This is a genomic window from Sphingobium sp. JAI105 (assembly GCF_015752145.1).
GTDB lineage: Bacteria > Pseudomonadota > Alphaproteobacteria > Sphingomonadales > Sphingomonadaceae > Sphingobium > Sphingobium xenophagum.
The window spans coordinates 1,812,016-1,834,352 of record NZ_JADOUC010000001.1; the positions used below are offsets into that span (position 1 = coordinate 1,812,016).

At 63.9% G+C, this 22,337-nt stretch carries 18 protein-coding genes; 13 read left to right on the forward strand and 5 right to left on the reverse strand.

Annotation, left to right across the window (positions count from 1 at the left end; genetic code table 11):
• Position 1: 1 nt before the first annotated feature.
• Both IWY39_RS08690 and IWY39_RS08695 read right to left on the reverse strand, forming a co-directional pair.
• Positions 2 to 3,166 carry an efflux RND transporter permease subunit gene (locus tag IWY39_RS08690; protein WP_107124324.1) on the reverse strand — a complete coding sequence of 1,055 codons (3,165 nt, stop codon included), beginning with the start codon at positions 3,164 to 3,166 and terminating at the stop codon, positions 2 to 4.
• 81 nt (positions 3,167 to 3,247) lie between these two features.
• A complete protein-coding gene (locus IWY39_RS08695) occupies positions 3,248 to 4,417 on the reverse strand; it encodes an efflux RND transporter periplasmic adaptor subunit (RefSeq protein ID WP_107124460.1) in 1,170 nt (389 codons plus the stop codon).
• Positions 4,418 to 4,679: 262 nt separating this feature from the next.
• Here IWY39_RS08695 and IWY39_RS08700 point away from each other — a divergent pair, with 262 nt between their 5' ends.
• Positions 4,680 to 4,928 (forward strand): GlsB/YeaQ/YmgE family stress response membrane protein, encoded by a 249-nt coding sequence (locus IWY39_RS08700; protein WP_026002607.1) that lies wholly within the window; start codon positions 4,680 to 4,682, stop codon positions 4,926 to 4,928.
• A 73-nt stretch (positions 4,929 to 5,001) separates the two neighbouring features.
• On the opposite strand, the gene IWY39_RS08705 is transcribed toward IWY39_RS08700, so the two are convergent.
• From IWY39_RS08705 to IWY39_RS08715, 3 genes are all read right to left on the reverse strand, one after another.
• Positions 5,002 to 5,259 (reverse strand): GlsB/YeaQ/YmgE family stress response membrane protein, encoded by a 258-nt coding sequence (locus IWY39_RS08705; protein ID WP_017184327.1) that lies wholly within the window; start codon positions 5,257 to 5,259, stop codon positions 5,002 to 5,004.
• Positions 5,260 to 5,542: 283 nt separating this feature from the next.
• Positions 5,543 to 5,842 (reverse strand): CtrA inhibitor SciP, encoded by a 300-nt coding sequence (gene sciP / locus IWY39_RS08710; RefSeq protein ID WP_006952381.1) that lies wholly within the window; start codon positions 5,840 to 5,842, stop codon positions 5,543 to 5,545.
• Between the two features lie 106 nt (positions 5,843 to 5,948).
• On the reverse strand, positions 5,949 to 6,245 hold the full coding sequence (locus IWY39_RS08715) for a hypothetical protein (protein WP_181316691.1): 297 nt from the start codon (positions 6,243 to 6,245) through the stop codon (positions 5,949 to 5,951).
• Positions 6,246 to 6,352: 107 nt separating this feature from the next.
• Here IWY39_RS08715 and mnmA point away from each other — a divergent pair, with 107 nt between their 5' ends.
• From mnmA to IWY39_RS08775, 12 genes are all read left to right on the forward strand, one after another.
• Positions 6,353 to 7,474, forward strand: a complete 1,122-nt coding sequence (gene mnmA / locus IWY39_RS08720; protein ID WP_107124321.1) for a tRNA 2-thiouridine(34) synthase MnmA — start codon at positions 6,353 to 6,355, stop codon at positions 7,472 to 7,474.
• 394 nt (positions 7,475 to 7,868) lie between these two features.
• Positions 7,869 to 8,531: an ATP phosphoribosyltransferase gene (gene hisG / locus IWY39_RS08725; RefSeq protein ID WP_017184332.1), complete on the forward strand. Its 663-nt coding sequence runs from the start codon at positions 7,869 to 7,871 to the stop codon at positions 8,529 to 8,531.
• A 105-nt stretch (positions 8,532 to 8,636) separates the two neighbouring features.
• The gene (gene hisD, locus IWY39_RS08730) at positions 8,637 to 9,926 is read left to right on the forward strand and encodes a histidinol dehydrogenase (RefSeq protein WP_107124320.1); all 1,290 of its coding nucleotides are present in this window, start codon (positions 8,637 to 8,639) and stop codon (positions 9,924 to 9,926) included.
• A gap of 93 nt (positions 9,927 to 10,019) precedes the next feature.
• The gene (gene nusB, locus IWY39_RS08735; RefSeq protein WP_107124319.1) at positions 10,020 to 10,466 is read left to right on the forward strand and encodes a transcription antitermination factor NusB; all 447 of its coding nucleotides are present in this window, start codon (positions 10,020 to 10,022) and stop codon (positions 10,464 to 10,466) included.
• Positions 10,467 to 10,717: 251 nt separating this feature from the next.
• Positions 10,718 to 11,632: a thiamine-phosphate kinase gene (thiL, locus tag IWY39_RS08740; protein WP_107124317.1), complete on the forward strand. Its 915-nt coding sequence runs from the start codon at positions 10,718 to 10,720 to the stop codon at positions 11,630 to 11,632.
• A 218-nt stretch (positions 11,633 to 11,850) separates the two neighbouring features.
• Positions 11,851 to 13,977, forward strand: a complete 2,127-nt coding sequence (locus IWY39_RS08745; protein ID WP_017181113.1) for a sodium-translocating pyrophosphatase — start codon at positions 11,851 to 11,853, stop codon at positions 13,975 to 13,977.
• Positions 13,978 to 14,075: 98 nt separating this feature from the next.
• Positions 14,076 to 16,034, forward strand: coding sequence for an alpha/beta hydrolase family protein (locus IWY39_RS08750; protein ID WP_107124316.1), 1,959 nt, complete (start codon positions 14,076 to 14,078; stop codon positions 16,032 to 16,034).
• A gap of 114 nt (positions 16,035 to 16,148) precedes the next feature.
• A complete protein-coding gene (locus IWY39_RS08755; protein WP_107124315.1) occupies positions 16,149 to 16,829 on the forward strand; it encodes a DUF2490 domain-containing protein in 681 nt (226 codons plus the stop codon).
• A gap of 251 nt (positions 16,830 to 17,080) precedes the next feature.
• On the forward strand, positions 17,081 to 18,205 hold the full coding sequence (locus IWY39_RS08760; RefSeq protein WP_107124314.1) for an 8-amino-7-oxononanoate synthase: 1,125 nt from the start codon (positions 17,081 to 17,083) through the stop codon (positions 18,203 to 18,205).
• Positions 18,202 to 18,834: a dethiobiotin synthase gene (gene bioD / locus IWY39_RS08765; RefSeq protein WP_107124313.1), complete on the forward strand. Its 633-nt coding sequence runs from the start codon at positions 18,202 to 18,204 to the stop codon at positions 18,832 to 18,834. The genes IWY39_RS08760 and bioD overlap by 4 nt, the downstream gene beginning before the upstream one ends.
• Before the next feature lie 101 nt (positions 18,835 to 18,935).
• Positions 18,936 to 20,990: a M13 family metallopeptidase gene (locus IWY39_RS08770; RefSeq protein WP_196871420.1), complete on the forward strand. Its 2,055-nt coding sequence runs from the start codon at positions 18,936 to 18,938 to the stop codon at positions 20,988 to 20,990.
• A 52-nt stretch (positions 20,991 to 21,042) separates the two neighbouring features.
• Entirely contained in the window at positions 21,043 to 22,326 is a 1,284-nt protein-coding gene (locus tag IWY39_RS08775) for an adenosylmethionine--8-amino-7-oxononanoate transaminase (RefSeq protein WP_107124311.1), read from the forward strand.
• Positions 22,327 to 22,337 lie beyond the last annotated feature (11 nt).

Here is a 22,337-nt window from a genome sequence, read left to right on the forward strand (position 1 = left end):
GTCATTCCGCCGGTTGCACGTGCCCCGGCGTCTCCTTGTCGTCGCCCGGCTTGTAGGTCAGCAGCCCCCGGCCCAGGCGCGGCCCGACCCAGCTTTCGATCGCGATCGCCAGGCTGAAGGTCGCCGGCACGATCACCAGCGTCAGCACGGTGGACAGGATCAGCCCGCCGATCACGGTAATGCCCATCGGCGCGCGCCAGGCGCCATCGCCCGACAGCGACAGAGCCGTGGGCACCATGCCCGCGACCATCGCCACCGTGGTCATGACGATCGGCTGGGCGCGCTTGTGACCTGCATCCATGATCGCCTCGAACTTGGGCACGCCCTTCTCCATCTCCTCCAGCGCGAAGTCGATGACGAGAATGGAGTTTTTGGCCACGATCCCCAGCAGCATCAGCAGGCCGATGAACACCGGCATCGACAGCGGTTGCCCCGCGACATGCAGCGCCAGCGCGCCGCCAAGGGGCGCAAGCAGCAGCGACCCCAGATTGACGAAGGGCGGCATGATCCGCTTGTAGAGCAGCACCAGCACCGCGAGCACCAGCAATATGCCCGACACCACGGCGATGGCGAAATTCTGGAGCATTTCCAGCTGCCACTTGGCATCACCCGCATTGATCTTCTGCACGCCCGGCACGCGGCCTTCGTTGATCGCCTTCATCAGCGGCAAAGCGTTGAGCTTGGCCATGCCTTCGCTGGTCACGATGCCCGGCGCCAGATCGGCGCCCACGACGATGCGCCTGATCTGGTTATAACGACGGATCTGCGTCGGTCCCGCGCCAAAGCTGATGTCGGCGACAACCTTCAACGGCACCGATCCGCCATTGATGGTGGGTACGGGCATATTTTCGATCGTGCTGAAATCCTTGCGGCTATCCTCGGCGATCGACACGCGGATCGGAATCTGGCGGTCCGACAGAGAGAATTTCGCGCTGTTCTGGTCAATCTCACCGATCGTGGCGATACGGATCGTCTGGCTCAGCGCCGCAGTGGTCACCCCCATGCTGGCGGCCAGGTCCAGCCGCGGCTTGATGATGATTTCGGGGCGCTGCATGTCGCCCTGCACGCGCGGCGCGCGCAGTTCGCGGATCTTGGACATTTCCGCGACCAGTTGATTGGCCACCGACTCCAGTTTTACCGGATCGTCAGAGCCGAACATCAGGATGATGTCGCGACCAAAGCCGCCGCCCGACTGCGACTGGAAATTCACCCGCGCGTCCGCAATCGTCTGGAATTTTGGCGCAACCTTGCGTTCCCATTCCACCGAAGAGATGGGGCGATCCTTTTTCAACGTCAGGAATATGTCGGCACTGGTGGTTTCAATATCGGCAAAGGCAGCTTCCACGACATCGCTGTCGGCGGCCAGCATATCGGCCACCTTGCGCGTGATGGCGGTGGTCTGCGCCAATGTGCTGCCCGGCACGGTTTCGATCTTCACCTGGCTGAAATCGGTGTTGATGACCGGCTGGAACGTCATCGGCAGCGTGGCGAAGGCGGCGATCGTGGCGATGAACGCCAGGAAGCCGAAGCCGACCGTCCACATCCGGTGGTCCAGGAAAACACTGGTGAAACGACGCCAGCCGCCGCGCGCGCGATGGGCGATGGCGCGGCGTTCGTCGAGCGACCAGCGCAGCACCGCCATATAGCGATCCATCAACCACCCCTCGCCATGACTTGCCGCGCCATGGGCCTTGAGGAAATAGGCGGCGATCATCGGCGTGATCAGGCGCGCGACCGCCAGGCTCATGAGAACCGATACGACCACGGTCATGCCGAACTGGATGAAGAACTGCCCGGAAATCCCCGGCATCAGCGCGACGGGCAGGAACACCGCGACGATCGCCATCGTCGTCGCCAGCACGGCAAGGCCGATTTCGTCAGCCGCATCGATGGACGCCTGATAGGCGCTTTTGCCCATCCGCATATGCCGCACGATATTCTCGATCTCCACGATCGCATCGTCGACCAGCACGCCGGCCACAAGACTGAGCGCCAGCAAGGAAATGCCGTTCAGCGTAAAGCCCAGCATGTCCATGAACCAGAAGGTCGGGATGGCCGACAACGGGATGGCCAGGGCCGAAATCATCGTTGCGCGCCAATCGCGCAGGAACAGGAACACGACGACCACGGCCAGCACCGCGCCCTCGATCATCGCGGCCATCGCGCTATGATATTGCTCTCTGGTATAATCGACGCTCGTATAAAGCTGCTTGTAGGTAACCTTGGGGTTTTCCTTTTTCAGCTTTTCCAGCTCCTTCATCGCATCGTCATAGACAGTGACGTCGGACGATCCCTTGGCCTTTTCCAGGCTGAAGCTGGTGACCTGGCGCCCGTTCATCAGCGACAGGCTGCGCTGTTCGGCATACATGTCGCGCACATCGGCGATGTCGGCCAGCTTGACCGTGCGTCCGCCGCTGATGGCGATCTGCGTCGCGCCCAGGTCGCGCGCATTGGCGGCGTTGCCCAGCACGCGGATCGACTGTTCGGCGCCTGCGATTTCGGTGCGCCCACCCGCTGCGTTCAGATTGACCTGATTGAGCTGCTGGTTCACCTGCGCCGCGGTGATGCCGAACGCCTGCAATTTGGCCGGGTCCAGAATGACCCGGATTTCGCGGCTCACCCCGCCGCCGCGGTTGACCGCCGCCATGCCGCTGACCGACCGCAACCGTTTTGCGACCGTATTGTCGACATACCAGGACAGTTCCTCCAGCGTCATGTCGGTCGCTTCGGCGCTGAAATAGGCGATCGGCCCGCCGTCGATGTCGACGCGGGTAACCTGCGGTTCCAATATGCCGTCGGGCAAGTCGCTGCGGATCTGATCGACAGCGTTCTTGACGTCGTTGACCGCCCGGTCGACGGGCGTGCCAATCGCGAACTGGATGTTGCTGAGCGATCGGCCTTCGGACACGAAGGACGTGATTTCATCGACCCCGCTGATGCCGCGCACCGCCGCTTCAACCCGCTGGGTCACCTGGGTTTCCAGTTCGGTCGGGGCCGCGCCGGGCTGGCTGACGACCACGCTGACCATCGGGAAGCTGACATCGGGATTATTATTGATGTCCATCCGGCTGAAGCTGACCAGACCAGCCAGCAACAGCGCCGCGAACATGACGAGCGGCGTCACCGGATTGCGAATGGCCCAAGCCGATATATTACGAAAATTCATGGGCTACAGCTTCCTTCGCCGGACGCAATCCGTCCGTTCATTCCGTCGCACAGCCGCCCCGATGCGGGCCGCCGAATATTCTTACGAAGCCTTCAGGCGCTCCGGCTTGACCTTCTGTCCCGGCGTCAGGAAGGCGCCGGCCGACGTCACGATCTTTTCATTGCCCGTGATGCCGCTCGTCACGGCAACGCCAGCCTCCGACACCTGACCCACGGTCACGGTGCGCCGTTCGACTTCATTCTTGGCATTGACGATATAGACATAATTACCCTTGGGATCACTCTGCACCGCCGATTCCGGCAGCAAGGGCGCGTTGCCCGACCCGCTGGTGATCGTTACGGACGCAAAGCCGCCCGGCCGGATCGCGGGCTGATAGGGGAGCGCGATGCGGGCAATGCCCTGCCGCGTCTGCGGATCGACTACAGGCGAAACCTGCCATACCCGTCCGGCAAACTGGTCCTTGCTACCCACGGGGGTCACAATGGCGCTGTTGCCCGCACGCAGCGTCGCCAGGTCGCCCTCGGCCACCTGCGCCAGCAATTCCATCTCGCCATCCTTGGCCATGCGGAACAGCACGCCGCTGCCAGAGCCCACAATCTGCCCCGGCTCGACCGCGCGGGTCAGCACCAGGCCGTTGGCGGGCGCGCGAATATCCAGTCGCCCGGTGCGGGCGCGCTGTTCGGCCAGCTGGGCGACGGCGACATTGACGCGGGCCACGGCCGCGTCGCGCGTCGCGGTGCGCTGGTCGATATCCGCTGCGCTGATGAAACCACGCCCGACCAGCGCCTTGGCGCGATCCAGCTGCGCCTGCGCCAGCTTGGCGTCGGCGCGGGCCACATCGACCTGCGCGGCGAGCGAATTGACCTGCTGCGCCTGCACCGACCGTTCGATCACGGCCAGCACCTGCCCGGCGCGAACCCAGTCGCCCGGCTGCACCAAGACGCGGGTGACCATGCCGCCTTCACCCACGACGCCGACCGGCATGTCGATCCGCGCGGCAAGCGATCCGGTGGCGGTCACCGTGCGCGCGACGGTCGACTGACCGGGGCTGTTGACGGTGACGACGGGCACCTGTGCCGTGACCGCAGGCGCAGCGGCGCCGCCACCCCTGGTCGAAATCCATACCGCACCGCCGACCAGCGCCACGATGACCACTGCCGCGACCAGCAACAGCCGCCGCTTGCGCGCACGCGCATCCTCATCGTCGATGACGACCGCTGAGTCGGCCGTGACCTGGGTTTCGTAATTCATGCGATTCTGTCTCTCCGGCGCTTCGCCATCCAGCAACTGTATTATATCAATATAGCACCGGCCTCAACCCCCAATATCATGGGTCAAAGGGGGAGGGCAAAGCGATATTGCGCGATTGTATAAACCGGAACGGTGGAAAGAGCAGGCGGAATTGTTAGCGCAATCATTTGCAATTTCCGCCCGTCAGCGGATTCATTTGCCAAAAGCGCCCGATTATGGCGCTATGCGCGTGGGCGCGAAGATCAACAGGGAGGAGCGGGCCATGGACTTGCTGGGTTGGATCATCATCGGCCTGCTGGCGGGGGCAATCGCAAAGCTGATCATGCCGGGGCGCGATCCTGGCGGCTGTATCGTCACGATCCTGCTGGGCATCGCCGGTGCCCTGCTGGCGGGCTTCGTCGGCCGACTCGCGGGCTTCTACGCGCCGGGTGAGCGGGCAGGTTTCATCGCCGCCATATTGGGATCGGTCGCCGTGCTGGCGCTCTATCGCTGGTTCGCCGCGCGACGATAGGCGGGACATAATGAAAAGACCGCGCCCGGTTGGGGCGCGGTCTTTTGGGTGGTCAGTCTTTCCAGGGGTGCGGTTAGCGCACCGACCCGCGACGGACCAGATTGACGATCGCCAGCAGGATGACTGCGCCGACCAGCGACACCAGGAAGCTGTACAGCGACAGGCCGGCATTGTTGATCGAACCGCCGCTGAAAATCATGCCGCCGATGAACGCACCGACGACGCCAACGACGATATTGAGCAGGATGCCCTGCTGCGCATCGGTCCGCATGATCATGCTGGCGAGCCAGCCGATAATGCCTCCGACGATAAGCCACATAATGATGCCCATGTTACTCTCCTTGACCACGCCCCCAGCGGGTTGGGTGCTGCGGGATTAACGGTGCACGGGGCGGAGCGTTCCATGAGCCAAAAATGATTCCGGGCGGGAAACCATCCCCGTCCCGCGTCGTTACAGGCGGTTTTGCCGCCGCCGACCATTTCAGCGCCACCCGGCCGCTATCGGTGCGGCTGCGCAAGGGCACGTTTCAGGACCGGCCCTCACGCAAAAGGGGCCGCCGGATACTGTCCGGCGGCCCCTTTTCATGCTGCATCAGCGATGCCTGGGCGACAGATTAATATTTCTGCTGCCGCTCATAGAGGGATTTATAATATTGGATGCGCGTCACGCGCAGGCCATGCATGCCCGACCGGTCGACCGCCCGCTGCCAGCCGGCAAATTCTTCCAGCGTCAGATTATAGCGCGCGCACGCTTCATCCACCGTCAGCAACCCGCCGTTGACGGCCGACACGACTTCCGCCTTGCGCCGCACGACCCATCGGGTCGTGTCCGGTGGCGGCAGGCTGTCCAGCGTCAGCGGTTCTCCGAGCGGCCCGACGACCTGGGCTGGTCGTATTTTCTGGTTTTCAATCATTCCTACCCTCAAAAGCGGCGCTGGCGTTGTCAAATCCAGCAGCGAAACCTTGATATATGTTCAGCCCTGAAGAACGGCTAAAGCGCCAAGGTAAACGCCACCTTCATCATCCTTTCCCCACAGCTAAACGGTTCGCGATCAGCGGATTAAAGCTTCCTGCAAGCCGAACGGCCTCGATCATGCCGCTGGAACGTGGCGCGAAAATTCCCGACAGTTCCTGAATCCAGTCTTCCGTTCCATCCTGCCCCCGCAGGACGCCCGCAACCGCCAGCGCCGTCGGGCTGGCCGCCTGCTGTGCCGCACAGGCGGCGCGCAGGAACGGCCAGACCGGCACGCGTCCGCGGCCAAGGGGTCTGGCATGGGCGGGGGTAAGCCCGCCTGTCCTAAGAAAACTCAAATCCATGACGCTGCTTCTACGCGGCAATGGATAAGGGTCGGTAAATGCGCGCTCGCTTCGTCGCAAAGCTGAAACACTGGCACCCGACGCCCATCATCCCTATAGGCACAGCCATGCAGCCAGAGTTTCAGCTAGCCCAATTCCAGTTGGCAGGTCCGTTTGACGCGCGGCGCATCGTCGTCGCCATGTCCGGCGGGGTCGATTCCTCCGTCGTCGCCGCGCTCGCCGCCAAAACCGGCGCGGAAGTGATCGGCGTCACGCTCCAGCTTTACGATCATGGCGCGGCGGTCGGCCGCACGGGAAGCTGCTGCGCCGGGCAGGACATACGCGACGCGCGCGCCGTGGCGGACCGCATCGGCATCGCCCATTATGTGTTCGATTATGAAAGCCGCTTTCGCGAATCCGTGATTGCCGACTTTGCCGACGAATATATGGCTGGGCGTACCCCCATTCCCTGCGTCAAATGCAATATGGGGGTAAAATTCACCGACCTGTTCCAGATCGCGCGCGACCTTGGGGCCGATTGCCTCGCCACCGGCCATTATGTCCGCCGGGTGGAGGGGCCGCAGGGCGCAGAGTTACACCGCGCCGCCGATCCCGCCCGCGACCAGAGCTATTTCCTCTTCGCCACCACCCAGGCGCAGCTTGATTATCTGCGCTTTCCCTTGGGCGCCCTGCCCAAGCCCCAGGTGCGCGAAATCGCCGCCGAACTGGGGCTGGCCGTAGCCTTGAAGCCCGACAGCCAGGACATCTGCTTCGTCCCCGACGGCGATTATGCCAAGATCGTGCGTAAACTGCGCCCCGACGCGGACGAAGGCGGCGACATCGTCCATGTCGATGGCCGGGTGCTGGGCCGGCACAAGGGGATGATCCATTTCACCGTCGGCCAGCGCAAGGGGCTGGAAATCGGCGGCCAGCCCGATCCGCTCTACGTCATCCGCCTGGATGCAGCGGCCAAGCGCGTGATCGTGGGACCAAAGGCCGCACTGGCGGTATCGGGCGCGACCCTCACCGACATCAACTGGCTGGGCCGCGACTTTGCCGGGCCACTGACGGCCAAGGTGCGGTCTATGGCCAAACCCGTGCCCGCGCGTCTGGTGGACGGACAATTGCTGTTCGACACCCCCGAATATGGCGTCGCGCCGGGGCAGGCGGCGGTGCTCTATGATGGCGACCATGTGCTGGGCGGCGGCTGGATCGCCAGCACGCAGAGCGCGATGGCGGAAGTGGCCTGACCTCCACCACCTCGTCATGCCGGGCTTGACCCGGCATCCCGCTTTTCTTCGCGAGCCACAGAAGAAGCGGGATCCCGGCTTCCGCCGGGATGACGACAGATTGCTATTGAAAGGGCCGTTTGCGTCCCTGCCAGTACCAAGACATCAATGTGACGATAAGCGCCAAGATCGCCATAATCAAAGCGCGTTCAGGCAGATTTGCCCAAGCGTACTTCCAGCCCTTCGATGTTGCGTCAGAGAGAAAGAAACCAAGGAGCATAGGCAGCCAAGGCAATAGCAGACGTCGAGTTGGAAAGCGCATATCCTAAGCATATTCACTTGTGAGGTACCGACAAGAGCTATCCCCCCCCAAATCCTTGCCCTCCCCCCCCGGCCCCGCTAAGGCCCGCGCGTCATGACTCGCACCCTCACCTTCGCCATTCCCAAGGGCCGCATCCTCGATGAAGCGCTGCCCTTGCTCGCCAAAGCCGGTATCGAGCCGGAGGCGGAATTTCATGACAAGAAGAGCCGGGCGCTCCGCTTCGCGACAAATCACGCCAATGTCTCGATCATCCGCGTGCGCGCGTTCGACGTCGCCACCTTCGTCGCCCATGGCGCGGCGCAGATCGGCATTGTCGGATCGGACGTAGTCGAGGAATTCGACTATTCCGAACTCTACGCGCCCGTAGACCTCGACATCGGCCATTGCCGCCTGTCGGTCGCGCAGCCCGCGGACCTTGCCGACGAGGATGAAGCCGCGATCAGCCATGTCCGCGTCGCCACCAAATATCCGCACCTGACGCGCAAATATTATGAAGCGCGCGGGCTTCAGGCGGAATGCGTCAAGCTGAACGGTGCGATGGAACTGGCCCCCTCGCTCGGCCTGTCGCGTCGTATCGTCGATCTTGTCTCGTCGGGCGCGACGCTCAAGGCCAATGGCCTTGTCGAAACCGACATCATCATGCCCATTTCCGCCCGCCTGATCGTCAACCGCGCCGCCTTCAAGATGCGCTCGGCCGAACTCGCGCCAATGGTGGAGGCGTTTCGCAAGGCCGTGGGGGTCAAGGATGCGGCGTGACTGGAACTACCCTGCTCCCGCGCAGGCGGGAGCCCAGCTCCGCCCTGTCGACTGGGCTCCAGCCTGCGCGGGAGCACGCGGTTTTCTGGCGTTAGGATCACGTCCATGACCCAGCGCCTCACCACCACCGCGCCCGATTTCGCCGCCGCCTTCACCGACTTGGTCGACGCGCGCCGCGAAGCCGATGAAGATGTCTCGCGCGATGTCACCGCGATCCTGAAAGCCGTGCGCGCGAACGGGGACGCGGCGCTGGCCGACTATACGCAGCGTTTCGACCATCATGACCTGAACGTCACCGGATGGGCCGTGACGGCGGCGGAAACCCGCGCCGCGCTCGACACGCTTTCGTCCCCGCTGCGCGGCGCGCTCGAACTCGCCGCCGCGCGCATCACCGCCTATCATGAAAAGCAGCGTCCGGTGGACAGCGACGGCGTGGACAGCGCGGGCGTGCGCCTGGGCGCGCGCTGGAGCGCGGTCGACGCAGCGGGCCTCTATGTACCGGGCGGGCGCGCCGCCTATCCCAGTTCGCTGCTGATGAACGTCATCCCGGCCAAGGTCGCGGGCGTGCAGCGCATCGCGATGGTCACGCCCACCCCCAATGGGGAGATCAACCCGCTGGTGCTGGCCGCCGCGCAGATTGCGGGGATAGAGGAAATCTGGCGCGTCGGCGGGGCGCAGGCCATCGCCGCGCTGGCCTATGGCACGGACCGGATCGCGCCGGTGGACGTCATCACCGGCCCCGGCAATGCCTGGGTCGCCGAAGCCAAGCGCCAGCTTTACGGCGTGGTCGGCATCGACATGGTCGCCGGGCCTTCGGAAATCGTCGTCGTCGCGGACGGCAGGAATAATCCCGACTGGATCGCCGCCGACTTGCTCAGCCAGTCCGAACATGACCCGACCAGCCAGTCGATCCTGTTCACCGATGACGCGGCCTTTGCCGATGCAGTCGATCGCGCGGTCGACGCGCAGCTTGGCCAGCTCGCCACGGAAAAGGTCGCCCGCGCCAGCTGGGCCGCCAATGGCGCGATCATCATCGTGCGCGATTTTGAAGAGGCGATGCCGCTGGTCAACCGCCTCGCCGCCGAACATCTCGAACTTGCCGTGGACGATCCCGACGCGCTGTTCGCCAAGGTACGCCATGCCGGGTCGGTTTTCCTGGGTCGCATGACACCCGAAGCGGTCGGCGATTATGTCGCCGGGCCGAACCACGTCCTGCCCACGGGCCGCCGCGCGCGCTTCTCGTCGGGCCTGTCGGTACTGGACTTCATGAAACGCACCAGCTTCCTCAGCCTCGACGATGCCGCGATCCGCGCGATCGGCCCGGCGGCTGTGGCGCTGGCGGAAGCCGAAGGCCTGCCAGCGCACGCGGCGTCAGTATCTCTCCGTTTAACATAAATTCCGTTCGCCCTGAGCGAAGTCGAAGGGCTGGGCAGAGCCGAAGGCGAAGCCGCTTCGACAAGCTCAGCCCGAACGGCTAAGGAAGACATTATGAACGCACGCTCCAAATCCCGCTCCGCCGCGCGCCTTGCCGCGGTCCAGGCGCTGTACCAGCTCGAAATGGAGGGTACGCCCGTCCATGTCCTGCTGCACGAATTCCATGCCCATCGCCTGGGCGCCACGATCGAGGATGTCACCTACGCCCCGGCGGAGGAGCCGTTCTTCGATGATATCGTGTCCGGCGTGGACAAGCGCCGGGACGAGATCGACGCGCTGATCGTCGCCCGCCTGTCGAGCGGCTGGAGCCTAGACCGGCTCGACAAGCCGATGCGCCAGATCCTGCGTGCGGGCACCTATGAACTGCTGGCCCGCGCCGACATCGCGACCGCGACGATCATCAGCGAATATGTCGATGTCGCCCACGCCTTCTACGACAAGCGCGAATCCGGCTTCGTCAACGGCTTGCTGGATGCCGTGGCCAAGGACGCGCGGGGGTAGTTGTGAGGGAAGGCAGGGGCACAACTGAAATAGGTTACGAAAACCGAAATCGGCAAAAGGTTCTCCGAAAAACTGATCTTCCCGGAAATGACCATCTGCAATTCATCTATGTTTTGAAATGCGGCGAGTGCGGGCATGAGTATGGTGCCAATGGGTCCGATATTTTCCAAAGGCGCTGCCCGAATCATGATGGGGGTACCGTCGGGTTGGCAATTGAATAGCGACCGATATCGTTATCAAGGCAAGCATTGATGTCCGCCGAATCCCGCTTCCTCGCCCTGCTGCGCCTGCTGGCCAACCATCCCGCCGCGCAGGGGTTGATGGACGACGTCGCGATCCTGCCGGTCGGCGACACAAACCTCATCCTCACCAGCGACACGATGGTGGAGGGGGTCCATTATCTCCCCACCGATCCGCCCGCCGACATTGGCTGGAAACTCGCCGCCGTGAACCTGTCCGACCTCGCGGCCAAGGGCGCACGGCCGGTCGGCTGCCTGCTCAACTATGCGCTGTCGGGCGACGAAGCGTGGGACGCCGCCTTTCTCGACGGGCTGGGCGAGGCGCTTGACCGCCATGGCCTGCCGCTGCTGGGCGGCGATACGGTCAAGATGCCCGATGGCGCGCCACGCAGCTACACGCTGACCGCGATCGGCGAGGCAGGCGGCCCCATCCCCACCCGCGACGGCGCGCAGCCGGGGGACATGCTCTATGTCACTGGCCCGGTCGGCGACGCAGGCATCGGCCTCACCCTTGCCCGTGCCGATCCCGGCGCGTCCGGCCCGCTGGTCGACGCCTATCGCCGCCCCCGTCCCCGCCTGTCCGAAGGCGCGCTGATCGCCCCGCTCGCTAGCGCGATGATGGACCTGTCGGACGGCCTGCTGATCGACGCGCAGCGGATGGCGCAGGCCAGCGGCGTCGCCATCACCATCGACCATATCCCCTTGTCCCCCGCGCTGGAGAGCGTGCGCGGGGCCAGCACCGCGGTGCAGATCGCCGCGGCCCAGGCCGGGGACGACTATGAACTGCTCTTCACCCTGCCGCGCGGCGAAACGCCCCCCGTCCGCGCCAACCGCATCGGCCATGTCAGCGCCGGGGCGGGCCTGACCCTCATGATCGACGGCGCAACCGTGCCATTACCGGCCACACTTGGCTGGGAACACGGATAGTCCCCCAACCCGCTTGACGCGCGCTGCCGGGTCTGTAGCTTCATCTCACCCTATTCTCAGCCCGGTTGGACCGCTTATGTGCGTGTGCCTGTTGCTGATTGACGCGGTGCCAGATGCCGGACCCCCTCCGTCCGGCCGCCCGCCTATGCGCCCTTCGTTCGCCCGTCATTCCCTGCGGAGCGGACGATGAAAGTCATAAACGGGGGAGAGGAATGTCTATGCCAATCGTCATCATCGCCATAGGGTGCGGCCTGCTGGCCGTGCTCTACGGCCTGTTCACCAGCCGGCAGGTGCTCAATGCGCCTGCGGGCAACGCCACCATGCAATCGATCGCCGCCGCCATTCAGGAAGGGGCGAAAGCCTATCTGGGCCGCCAATATACCACCATCGCCATTGTCGGCGCGGTCGTCGCGCTGCTGGTATTCTATTTTCTGGGGCTGACTTCGGCAGTCGGTTTCCTGATCGGCGCGATCCTGTCGGGTGCGGCGGGTTTTATCGGCATGAATATTTCGGTGCGCGCCAATGTCCGCACCGCTGAAGCCTGTCGCGGCACGCTGCAAAGCGGCCTCACCGTCGCCTTCCGCGCCGGGGCCATCACCGGCATGCTCGTGGCGGGCCTTGCCCTGCTCGCGATCAGCCTGTTCTTCTGGTATCTGACCGGCCCTGCTGGCCATGCGCCCGACGATCGCCTCGTCATCGACAGCCTCGTCGCGCTGGCGTTCGGCGCGTCGCTCATCTCCATCTTCGCGCGCCTTGGCGGCGGCATCTTTACCAAGGCCGCCGATGTCGGCGCGGATCTGGTGGGCAAGGTCGAAGCCGGCATACCGGAAGACGACCCACGCAACCCCGCCGTCATCGCCGACAATGTCGGCGACAATGTCGGCGATTGCGCGGGCATGGCCGCCGACCTGTTCGAAACCTATGTCGTCACCGTCGGCGCAACCATGGTGCTGATCGCGCTGCTGGTCGCGGGCGTCGACAATGCCTTCAAGATGAGCCTGATGTCGCTCCCGCTGATCGTGGGCGGGGTGTGCATCATTACCTCCATCATCGGCACCTATTTCGTGCGGCTGGGGTCCAGCCAGTCGATCATGGGGGCGCTCTACAAGGGCTTCTGGGTCACCGCGATCCTTTCCATCCCGGCCATCTATTATGTCAGCTGGCGCACGCTGGGGGACATGAACGCGGTGTTCGGCGCGGATCTGGACGGGGTCGGCGGCTATACCGGCATGGACCTGTTCTGGTCGATGATGGTCGGGCTGGCCGTCACCGGGCTGCTCGTCGTCATCACCGAATATTATACCGGCACCAATTATCGCCCGGTCCGCTCCATCGCCAAGGCGTCCGAAACCGGCCATGGCACCAACGTCATTCAGGGGCTGGCCGTCAGCCTGGAATCGACCGCCTTGCCCACGCTGGTCATCGTCGCGGGCATCATCGTCGCCCATCAGCTGGCGGGCCTGATCGGCATCGCCTTTGCCGCAACCGCCATGCTGGCGCTTGCCGGGATGGTCGTGGCGCTCGACGCCTATGGCCCTGTCACCGACAATGCCGGCGGCATTGCCGAAATGGCGCATCTCGATGACAGCGTCCGGGTCAAGACCGACGCGCTCGACGCCGTTGGCAACACGACCAAGGCGGTGACGAAGGGCTATGCCATCGGCTCTGCGGGCCTTGCCGCGCTGGTGCTGTTCGGCGCCTATACGGAGGATCTGAAATTCTACAATTCGGCGCTGGGCCTTACCGCCCCGGTCGATTTCAGCCTCTCCAACCCCTATGTCATCGTCGGGCTGCTGCTGGGCGCTTTGCTCCCCTATCTGTTCGGAGCGATGGGCATGACCGCCGTGGGCCGCGCCGCCGGTGACGTGGTAAAAGACGTCCGCGCGCAATTTGCGGAAAACAAGGGCATCATGGACGGCACCAGCAAGCCCGACTATGCCCGCACGGTCGATCTGGTGACGAAGGCGGCGATCAAGGAAATGATCGTCCCCTCGCTCCTGCCCGTCCTTGCGCCGATCATCGTCTATTTCGTCATCGCCGCCGTCGCGGGCGTCTCCAACGGCTTTGCCGCCCTTGGCGCGCTGCTGCTGGGCGTCATCGTGTCGGGCCTGTTCGTCGCCATCTCCATGACCAGTGGCGGCGGCGCATGGGACAATGCGAAGAAATATATCGAGGATGGCCATCATGGCGGCAAGGGCAGCGAAGCCCATAAGGCCGCCGTTACCGGCGACACGGTGGGTGATCCCTACAAGGACACGGCCGGCCCGGCCGTCAACCCGATGATCAAGATCACCAACATCGTCGCGCTGCTGCTGCTGGCCGCGCTGGCGCATGGGGGCATGTAGTCCCCACAACGGACTGAAACGATGACAAAAATATCGTGACGAAGCGCCAACCCCGCCCTATTTCCCAGGGCGGGGTTGATCGTTTCGGGGGCATAGGAATGAAAGCGTTTTTCACATGGCTGGCGAGCAGCGCCCTGCCGTTCGCCGCGCTGGCGCAAACCGACGCCACCGTTGCTCCGGCCCAGCCTGCCGCACCTGCCTACACGCTCAAGGATTTCGCCGCGCTGCCGCTCATGGATGCGCCCGCCCTCTCTCCAAACGGCCTGCATATCGCCAGCCGCGTGGCGGTTAACGGCGAACAGCGACTCGTCATCGCCGACGTTCATGAAGGGGCCGATCGTATCCGCTCGATAGGGTTGAGCGACAACGACCTCAACTGGTGGCAATGGGTCAATGACGACTGGCTGATTGCTGGCGTGGGCGCTGAAAGCAATGTGCAGGGGACGCCCTGGTATATCAGCCGCGTCGTCAGCATAAAACGTGACGGCAGCAAGGTGATCCTGCTGGCGAAAAAGGACGCTGCGCAAAATGCCGACGATGTCATCTGGATGGCGCGCGACGGCACGCCGCGCATCATGCTCTCCTACCAGACATCCATTTTTTACAACGAGCCGGGTTTCTGGCCAAGGGTCGATGAAATTGACGTCAGCACCGGACGGATGCACAGCGTCGTCGCCCCGAAAACGTTCGTGCGCAGCTGGTTTGCCGACGCAGCCGGCACGGTTCGCATGGGCGTGGGCTATAGTGATGCGACGCGAACGGCGAAACTTGTCTACCGACCGGACGGGAAAGCATCGTTCCGAACGATCGATCGCGCCGATCGGCGCCGTGGCGAATCCCTTGTCTCGCCACTGCTTTTTACCGCAGATCCGAACAAGGCGATTGCGCAGGATGATCGCGAGGGCACCGATGCCCTCTACGAACTGGACCTGACCACGCTGGAGTTGGGGAAGAAGATTTTTTCCGCTCCGGGTTTCGACATAGGCAGCATATCGACCGACAGCAGCGGAATGGCGCTGGCCGGTGTGGCCTACACCGCAAACGGGCCGTCGGTCCATTGGTTCGACGCCACTCTGGCCAAGATTCAGGCGGATCTGGACAAGGCGGTTCCCGATCGGCGCGCGCGCATCATATCGCTCAGCCGCGACCGGCAAAGGATGATCGTCCATGTCGGCTCGGCCGATCAGCCGGGCGCCTATTATTATTATGATACCAATGCAGGCGCGATGAGCCTGTTGTCCAAGGTCAGCAGCCGGTTCAGCACGAAAACCCATCTCGGCCCGGTCAAGACTATCCACTACAAGGCGCGTGACGGGCTGGACATCGCCGCCGTCCTGACCCTGCCGGTCGGATCGGCGGCGAAGGATCTGCCGCTCATCCTGATGCCCCATGGCGGCCCGTTCGCCCGTGACAGCGAAGATTGGGACTGGTGGGTGCAGTTCCTCGCCTGGCGCGGCTATGCCGTGCTGCAACCCAATTATCGCGGGTCATCGGGCTATGGCACCGCCTTTGCGGAAAAGGGCGAAGGGCAATGGGGTCTTGCCATGCAGGACGACCTGAACGATGCGGTCGACTGGGCGGTCAAGCAAGGCATTGCCGATCCCAAACGCGTCTGCATGGTGGGCGCTTCCTATGGCGGCTATGCCGCCATGCGCGCGGCCCAGCGCGATCCGGCGAAATATCGCTGCGCCGTCTCTTATGCCGGCGTATCGGACCTGGCGGCGATGATGCGTTATGACCGTCGCTTTCTCAACCATGGCACGCGCCAGGACTGGCTGAAGGAACAGGCTCCCGATTTCGCGTCAGTCTCGCCAGTCCATTTTGCCAGCCAGTTCGGCACGCCCATCCTGCTGATGCACGGCAAGAAGGACCGGCGCGTTCAGGTCAGCCAATCCCGCGAAATGGCCGAAAAGCTCAAGGCCGCAGGCAAGGTCGAGGGACGCGACTATATCTATGTCGAACAACCGCTTGCCGATCATCATTTCTCGCGCGAAGCGGACCGGCTGGAGTTTCTCGAACAGATGGACGCCTTTTTGAAAGCCCATAACCCGGCGTGACAGCCTCGCCTTGGCAACACTGTGTCACAAAACCGCAATTTTTCAGTCTCCACATTGTAACGTAACGGTCATAGAGGCGCCGCACCGCCAGTCGGGCGGTGGAGATGATGACCCATGCGCCTGTCCCTTGTCCTTCTGCCCCTGCTTGCCGCGCTGGCACTGCCCAATGCCGCCCGCGCCAGCGAGGATGAACAATTATGGACCACCGCCAATGCGACGGTGAAACTGGGCGACAAATGGCGGCTGTCGCAGGAAGTCGTCCTGCGCTTCAGTGACGACCGCAAGGGGCTGTACGAGGTCGAATCCAATACGCTGATCGGTTACAGGATCAGCAAGCAGGTCACGCTATGGGCGGGCTATACCCATGATCCGCAATATGCAGGGGGCGACTTCACCGTCATGGAGCATCGCGGCCGCCAGCAGATCACCGCCGACAATATCCTGAAAATCGGTCGCGGCTCGCTCAGCGCACGGATGCGGATGGAGGAGCGCTGGCGCGACGGCGTCGATGGAACGGCCTATCGCCTGCGTCCCTATGTGAAGTTCGTGCTGCCGTTTCAGGACGGCAAAAAGACCGCGCTGGTGCTCAGCCATGAAAGCTTCTTCGATCTCAACAAGACCAATTTCCAGCGGGTCCAGGGCGAAGAACGGATGCGCAACCTGATCGCCATCACCACGCCGCTCGCCAAAAATGTGAATATGGAAATCGGCTATCTCCACCAGCACGGCTTCCGCCCGTCGGCCGACGACAGCAATGACCATGTCGCGTCTGTGTCGCTGGGGTTCAGCTTCTAGGCGATGATCCTGGGCAAGACGCCCAACCTCCGTTTCACGGCGACATCAATCTGCCTTGGCGATCGGCGTTGAAGGGTCGCCCTGTCCTACACCACCCCCTCCTGCTATAGTTCCGCCCGTCCCGCTCTTTCCCATCGTCCGCCCCACCCCCGCTGCCGCGTCGGGGGCCGCGCAAGGTTTCGCCTGAAATTTGCATATATGAATATGGGCGAAGTTTGCGAAGTTCCGCCCCCGCGCCTATAGCCCCGGCCATGACCGCCGAACCCTTTGCCAGACAGCTGGTCGCGCTCGAATCGCGTGGCCGGTTGCGCCGTCTGATCCCCCGGACGGGCCGCGATTTCGCTTCCAACGACTATCTCGGCCTGTCGGGCGATCCGATCATTGCAGGCGCTGTTGCCGACGCGATCGGGCGCGGCGTGCCGGTCGGGTCCGGCGGATCGCGACTGCTGCGCGGCAATGCCCCCGAACATGAAGGGCTGGAGGCGAAGGCCGCCGATTTCTTCCGCACCCAGGCGACCCTGTTCGTCGCCAATGGCTATGTCGCCAATCTGACCCTGTTCGCCACCCTGCCCCAGCGCGGCGACCTGATCGTTGCCGATGAACTGATCCACGCCAGCGCCCATGACGGCATCCGCATGAGCAAGGCGACCGCCGTGTTCGCCCGCCATAATGACGTGCAGAGCTTTGCCGACCTGATCGCCGCCTTCCGCGCAGAAGGGGGCAAGGGGCGCATCTGGATCGCGGTTGAAACGCTCTACTCCATGGATGGCGACATCGCCCCGCTCGCCGATCTCGCCAAATTGGCGGCCAGGCATCACGGCATGCTGATCCTGGACGAAGCCCATGGCACCGGCGTATTCGGTCCGGGCGGGCGCGGCCTGTCTGCCGGGCTAGACGGGCTGCACAACGTCATCACCCTGCACACCTGCGGCAAGGCGATGGGCGTTGAGGGCGCGCTGATCTGCGGCCAGCGCATCCATATCGACTATCTCATCAACCGCGCTCGCGCCTTCATCTTCTCCACCGCGCCATCGCCGCTGATGACGGTCGCCGTGTCCGCGGCATTGGACCGGATCGAGGAAGCGGACGACCTGCGCGACCGGCTGGCGACGTTGCGGCAGGACGCAGCCGAATCGATCTGCGGCCCGCTCGGCCTGCCTACCCCGCGCAGCCAGATCGTGCCGGTCATATTGGGCGACGACGCCCGCACGATGGCCGCCGCCGCCGCCCTTCAGGAAGCCGGCTTCGACGTGCGCGGCATCCGCCCGCCCACCGTCCCGCCCGGCACCAGCCGCCTGCGTATCTCGCTGACGCTCAACGTCAGCCGCGCCGACATCGCCGCGCTGGGCCGCGAATTGCAAAGGATCGTGCGATGAGCATCCATGTCGTCACCGGCACCGACACCGGCATTGGCAAGACCGTGTTCGCCGCTGGCCTGGCGGCGGCGCTGGGCGCACATTACTGGAAACCGATCCAGGCCGGCGTGGAACCCGACGGCGACAAGGAGGAGGTTGCCCGCCTGTCCGGCCTGCCCGCCAGCCATATCCTGCCCGAAGCCTATCGCCTCAACACCCCCGCCTCCCCCCATCTCGCCGCCCGGATCGACGGGGTGGAAATCTCGCTCGACCGACTCGCCCTGCCGCAGGTCGATGGACCGCTGGTCATAGAGGGCGCAGGTGGCCTGCTGGTGCCGGTCAACGAACAACTGCTGATGGCCGATCTGTTCGCCCATTGGGGTCAGCCCGTCATCCTGTGCGCCCGCACCGCGCTCGGCACGATCAACCACAGCCTGCTCAGCATCGAAGCGCTTCGCGCCCGCAACGTGCCCATCGCGGGCATCGCCTTCATCGGCGAACCGCATGAGGAAAATGAACGGATCATCCCGCAACTGGCCAATGTCCGCAGCCTTGGCCGCCTGCCCTTGCTCGATCCGCTCAACCCCGCCACGCTGGCCGCCGCGCTCGCCAGCCACATCCACCTTTCCGATCCTTTCAACGGCCGATAATATTCGACCAACGACATGGACAGGACTGTTGGACAGGCGTTCAACGTCCCGTCATGCCGGGCGCGCTACGTTGCGCCTACTGCCAAGCAAGGGATGCTTTGATGAAACACCTTTTCCTGCGCGCCGCCGCCTCCGCGCTGGCGCTGACCGCCGCTATCGCGCACGCGCAACAGCCTGCCCCCTCGACCGCGACCCCCGCCACCGCCACCGCCACCGCCAAGCCGACTTATGGCAGCTACGGCTTCGACGCCGCAGGCATGGACCCGTCGGTCAAGCCCGGCGATGATTTCTACCTCCACGCCAACGGCACATGGGCGAAGAACACCCCCATTCCCGCCGACAAATCCAACTATGGCGCGTTCAACACGCTGGACGAACTGTCGCGTGCCCGCACCCGCGCGATCCTGGAAACGGCCAAGGACGATCCCGACAGCAAGATCGGCGCGGCCTATGCCAGCTATCTGGACACCGCCGCGGTAGAGGCCAAGGGGCTGGCCCCGATCAAGCCCTGGCTGGGCGAAATCAAGGGCGTGAAGGACAAGGCCGGCTACGCCCTTGTCGCCGCCAAGGCCGCCCGCGCGGGGATCAGCGGCCCGTTCCGCTTCTATGTCGGGCAGGACGATAAAGACCCCGAAACCTATATCCTCTCGATGAGCCAGGGCGGCCTCGGCCTGCCCGATCGCGATTTCTATCTGGATGAAAAGCCGGAAATGGCCAAGATCCGCGCCGCCTATGTCGCGCATCTGGAGAATATGCTGACACTGGCGGGCGAAAGCGACGCCAAGGCGCGCGCAGCCGCGCTGATGGCGTTCGAAACAGAGATCGCCAAGGTTCACTGGACCCAGATCGACAGCCGCGACGCGGACAAGACCTATAACAAGCTGACGCTGGCCGCACTGCAAAAGGCCGCGCCCGGCTTCGACTTTGCCGCCTATTTCAAGGCCAACGGCCTGACCCCGACCGAACTGCTCGTCGCCCAGCCGTCCGCCATTACTGGCGAGGCCGCGCTGATCGCCAAGGCGCCGATCGGCGTTTTGAAGGACGCGCTGCTGCTGCGCAGCCTGCACGCCTATGCCGACAAGCTGCCCGACAGCATCGCCAACGCCGACTTCGCCTTTTACGGCACCACCCTGTCCGGCACGCCGGAACGTGAGGCGCGCTGGAAGCGGGGCGTCGATTTCCTCAAGGATTCGCTCGGCGAAGAAGTCGGCAAAGTCTATGTCGCGCAATATTTCCCGCCGGAAACCAAGGCGGCGATGGACGTCCTGGTCAAAAATGTGCTCGCCGCCATGGGCCGCCGCATCGACGGCCTGCCATGGATGAGCGACACCGCCAAGGCGCGCGCGCACAAGAAGCTGGCCGCCTTCACCCCCAAGATCGGCTATCCCGACAAGTGGCGCGATTATACGAGCCTGACCATCCAGCGTGACGATCTGCTGGGCAATGCGATGCGCGCCAACCAGTTTGATTTCGACTATAATATCGGCAAGCTGGGCAAGCCCATCTATCGCTGGGAATGGGGCATGACCCCGATGGAGATCAACGCCTACGCCAATTTCGGCATGGTCGAGATCGTCTTCCCCGCCGCCATCCTGCAACCGCCCTTCTTTGATCCCCATGCCGACCCGGCAGTCAATTATGGCGGCATCGGCGCGGTGATCGGCCATGAATTGAGCCATCATTTCGACGATCAGGGCGCGAAATATGACGAGACCGGCAAGCTCAACCAGTGGTGGACCGAAGCCGATGTCGCCAAGTTCAAGGGGCTGACCGACAAGCTGGTCAAGCAATATGACGCCTATGAGCCTTTCCCTGGCGTGCATGTGAAGGGCGCGTTCACGCTGGGCGAAAATATCGGCGATCTGGGTGGCCTCGCGGTCGCGCTCGACGCCTATCATGCTTCGCTGGGCGGCAAGCCGGCCCCGGTGATTGACGGCATGACCGGCGACCAGCGCTTCTTTCTGGGCTGGGCGCAGGTATGGCGGCGCAACTATCGGGAGGCGAACCTGCGCCAGCGACTGGTTACCGACCCCCACGCCCCGTCCCAGTATCGCGCCGACATCGTGCGCAATTTCGACGCCTGGTATGACGCCTTCAAGCCGGCACCCGACGGCAAACTGAGCCTGAAGCCGGAAGATCGGGTGAAGATCTGGTAAGGGCCGCACGGGGGATGGTCATGTGCAAGGGCTTGGCCTAAAGCCGCGCCATATGACCTCCCCCGTCTGGCACCCCTTTACCCAGCATGGCCTGAACGAGCCGATCCCCCATGTCGTGCGGGCCGAAGGGGCGTTGCTGCATCTGGCCGATGGCAGCAGTCTGATCGACGCGATTTCGAGCTGGTGGGTAACGACCCATGGCCATTGCCATCCGCGCATCGCCGCCGCCATCGCACAGCAGGCCGGGCAACTCGATCAGCTGATTTTTGCCGGTTACACCCATGAACCGGCCGAAACAGTCGCCCGCGAATTGATAGAGATTGCGCCACGATCGCCCGATAGCGACCCGCTGGCTTACGTCTTTTTTTCCGACAGCGGCTCAACGGCGGTCGAAGTCGCGCTCAAGATGGCGCTGGGCTATTGGCACAATCTGGCGCTCGATGGACAGGCGCAGGCGCGCAGCCGCATCCTGGTGCTGGAACATGGCTATCATGGCGACACGATCGGCACGATGTCGGTGGGCGAACGCGGCGTCTATAATGCCGCCTGGACGCCATTGTTGTTCGATGTCGGCACCATTCCCTTCCCTGCGCCTGGCAAGGAGCAGGCCAGCCTCGACGCGCTCGAAGCGGCCTGCCGCGACAAGCCAGCGGCCTTCATCGTCGAGCCGCTGATCCTGGGTGCGGGCGGAATGCTGCTCTATCCGCCGCATGTGCTGCGCGACATGGCCGCCATCTGTCGTCGCCATGACGTGCTGTTCATCGCTGACGAAGTCATGACCGGCTGGGGCCGCACCGGCACGCTGTTCGCCTGCGAACAGGCGGGAGTAGTGCCGGACATTATGGCGGTGGCGAAGGGCATAACCGGCGGCGCGATCCCGCTCGCCGCGACACTGGCGACAGCCCGCATTTTCGAGGCACACAGATCGACCGACCGCGCCCGGCTCTTCTACCATTCGTCCAGCTACACCGCCAACGCCATCGCCTGCGCCGCTGCCGTGGCGAATCTGGCCATCTGGCGCGAAGAGGATGTGCGTGGGCGACTCGCTGCGCTGGCCGATGGCATCACGACGCGGCTCGCTTCCTTGGCGCAGCATCCCGCCTTCGCCAATCCGCGCCAGCTGGGTACGATCGCGGCGATCGACATCGTCACACCGGATGCTGGCTATCTGTCCGACCTCGCGCCGCGGCTTCGCGCCTTCTTCCTGCAACATGGCCTCTTGCTGCGGCCATTGGGCAACACCATCTATCTGATGCCGCCCTATTGTATCGACGAACAGCAGCTGGAACGCATCTTTGCCGCACTCGTCGCAGCAGGCGATCATTTCAGCGCATGAAGCCGCCTTTC

What these genes read in the sequence shown, in the direction of transcription:
- IWY39_RS08745 (WP_017181113.1), top strand. Translation starts at nt 11,851, where the DNA reads ATGCCAATCGTCATCATCGCCATAGGGTGCGGCCTGCTGGCCGTGCTC.
- IWY39_RS08705 (WP_017184327.1), bottom strand. Translation starts at nt 5,259, where the DNA reads ATGGGCATCATTATGTGGCTTATCGTCGGAGGCATTATCGGCTGGCTC.
- IWY39_RS08770 (WP_196871420.1), top strand. Translation starts at nt 18,936, where the DNA reads ATGAAACACCTTTTCCTGCGCGCCGCCGCCTCCGCGCTGGCGCTGACC.
- IWY39_RS08760 (WP_107124314.1), top strand. Translation starts at nt 17,081, where the DNA reads ATGACCGCCGAACCCTTTGCCAGACAGCTGGTCGCGCTCGAATCGCGT.
- sciP (WP_006952381.1), bottom strand. Translation starts at nt 5,842, where the DNA reads ATGATTGAAAACCAGAAAATACGACCAGCCCAGGTCGTCGGGCCGCTC.
- mnmA (WP_107124321.1), top strand. Translation starts at nt 6,353, where the DNA reads ATGCAGCCAGAGTTTCAGCTAGCCCAATTCCAGTTGGCAGGTCCGTTT.
- nusB (WP_107124319.1), top strand. Translation starts at nt 10,020, where the DNA reads ATGAACGCACGCTCCAAATCCCGCTCCGCCGCGCGCCTTGCCGCGGTC.
- IWY39_RS08700 (WP_026002607.1), top strand. Translation starts at nt 4,680, where the DNA reads ATGGACTTGCTGGGTTGGATCATCATCGGCCTGCTGGCGGGGGCAATC.
- IWY39_RS08775 (WP_107124311.1), top strand. Translation starts at nt 21,043, where the DNA reads ATGACCTCCCCCGTCTGGCACCCCTTTACCCAGCATGGCCTGAACGAG.
- hisD (WP_107124320.1), top strand. Translation starts at nt 8,637, where the DNA reads ATGACCCAGCGCCTCACCACCACCGCGCCCGATTTCGCCGCCGCCTTC.
- thiL (WP_107124317.1), top strand. Translation starts at nt 10,718, where the DNA reads ATGTCCGCCGAATCCCGCTTCCTCGCCCTGCTGCGCCTGCTGGCCAAC.
- bioD (WP_107124313.1), top strand. Translation starts at nt 18,202, where the DNA reads ATGAGCATCCATGTCGTCACCGGCACCGACACCGGCATTGGCAAGACC.
- IWY39_RS08690 (WP_107124324.1), bottom strand. Translation starts at nt 3,166, where the DNA reads ATGAATTTTCGTAATATATCGGCTTGGGCCATTCGCAATCCGGTGACG.
- IWY39_RS08695 (WP_107124460.1), bottom strand. Translation starts at nt 4,417, where the DNA reads ATGAATTACGAAACCCAGGTCACGGCCGACTCAGCGGTCGTCATCGAC.
- hisG (WP_017184332.1), top strand. Translation starts at nt 7,869, where the DNA reads ATGACTCGCACCCTCACCTTCGCCATTCCCAAGGGCCGCATCCTCGAT.
- IWY39_RS08755 (WP_107124315.1), top strand. Translation starts at nt 16,149, where the DNA reads ATGCGCCTGTCCCTTGTCCTTCTGCCCCTGCTTGCCGCGCTGGCACTG.
- IWY39_RS08715 (WP_181316691.1), bottom strand. Translation starts at nt 6,245, where the DNA reads ATGGATTTGAGTTTTCTTAGGACAGGCGGGCTTACCCCCGCCCATGCC.
- IWY39_RS08750 (WP_107124316.1), top strand. Translation starts at nt 14,076, where the DNA reads ATGAAAGCGTTTTTCACATGGCTGGCGAGCAGCGCCCTGCCGTTCGCC.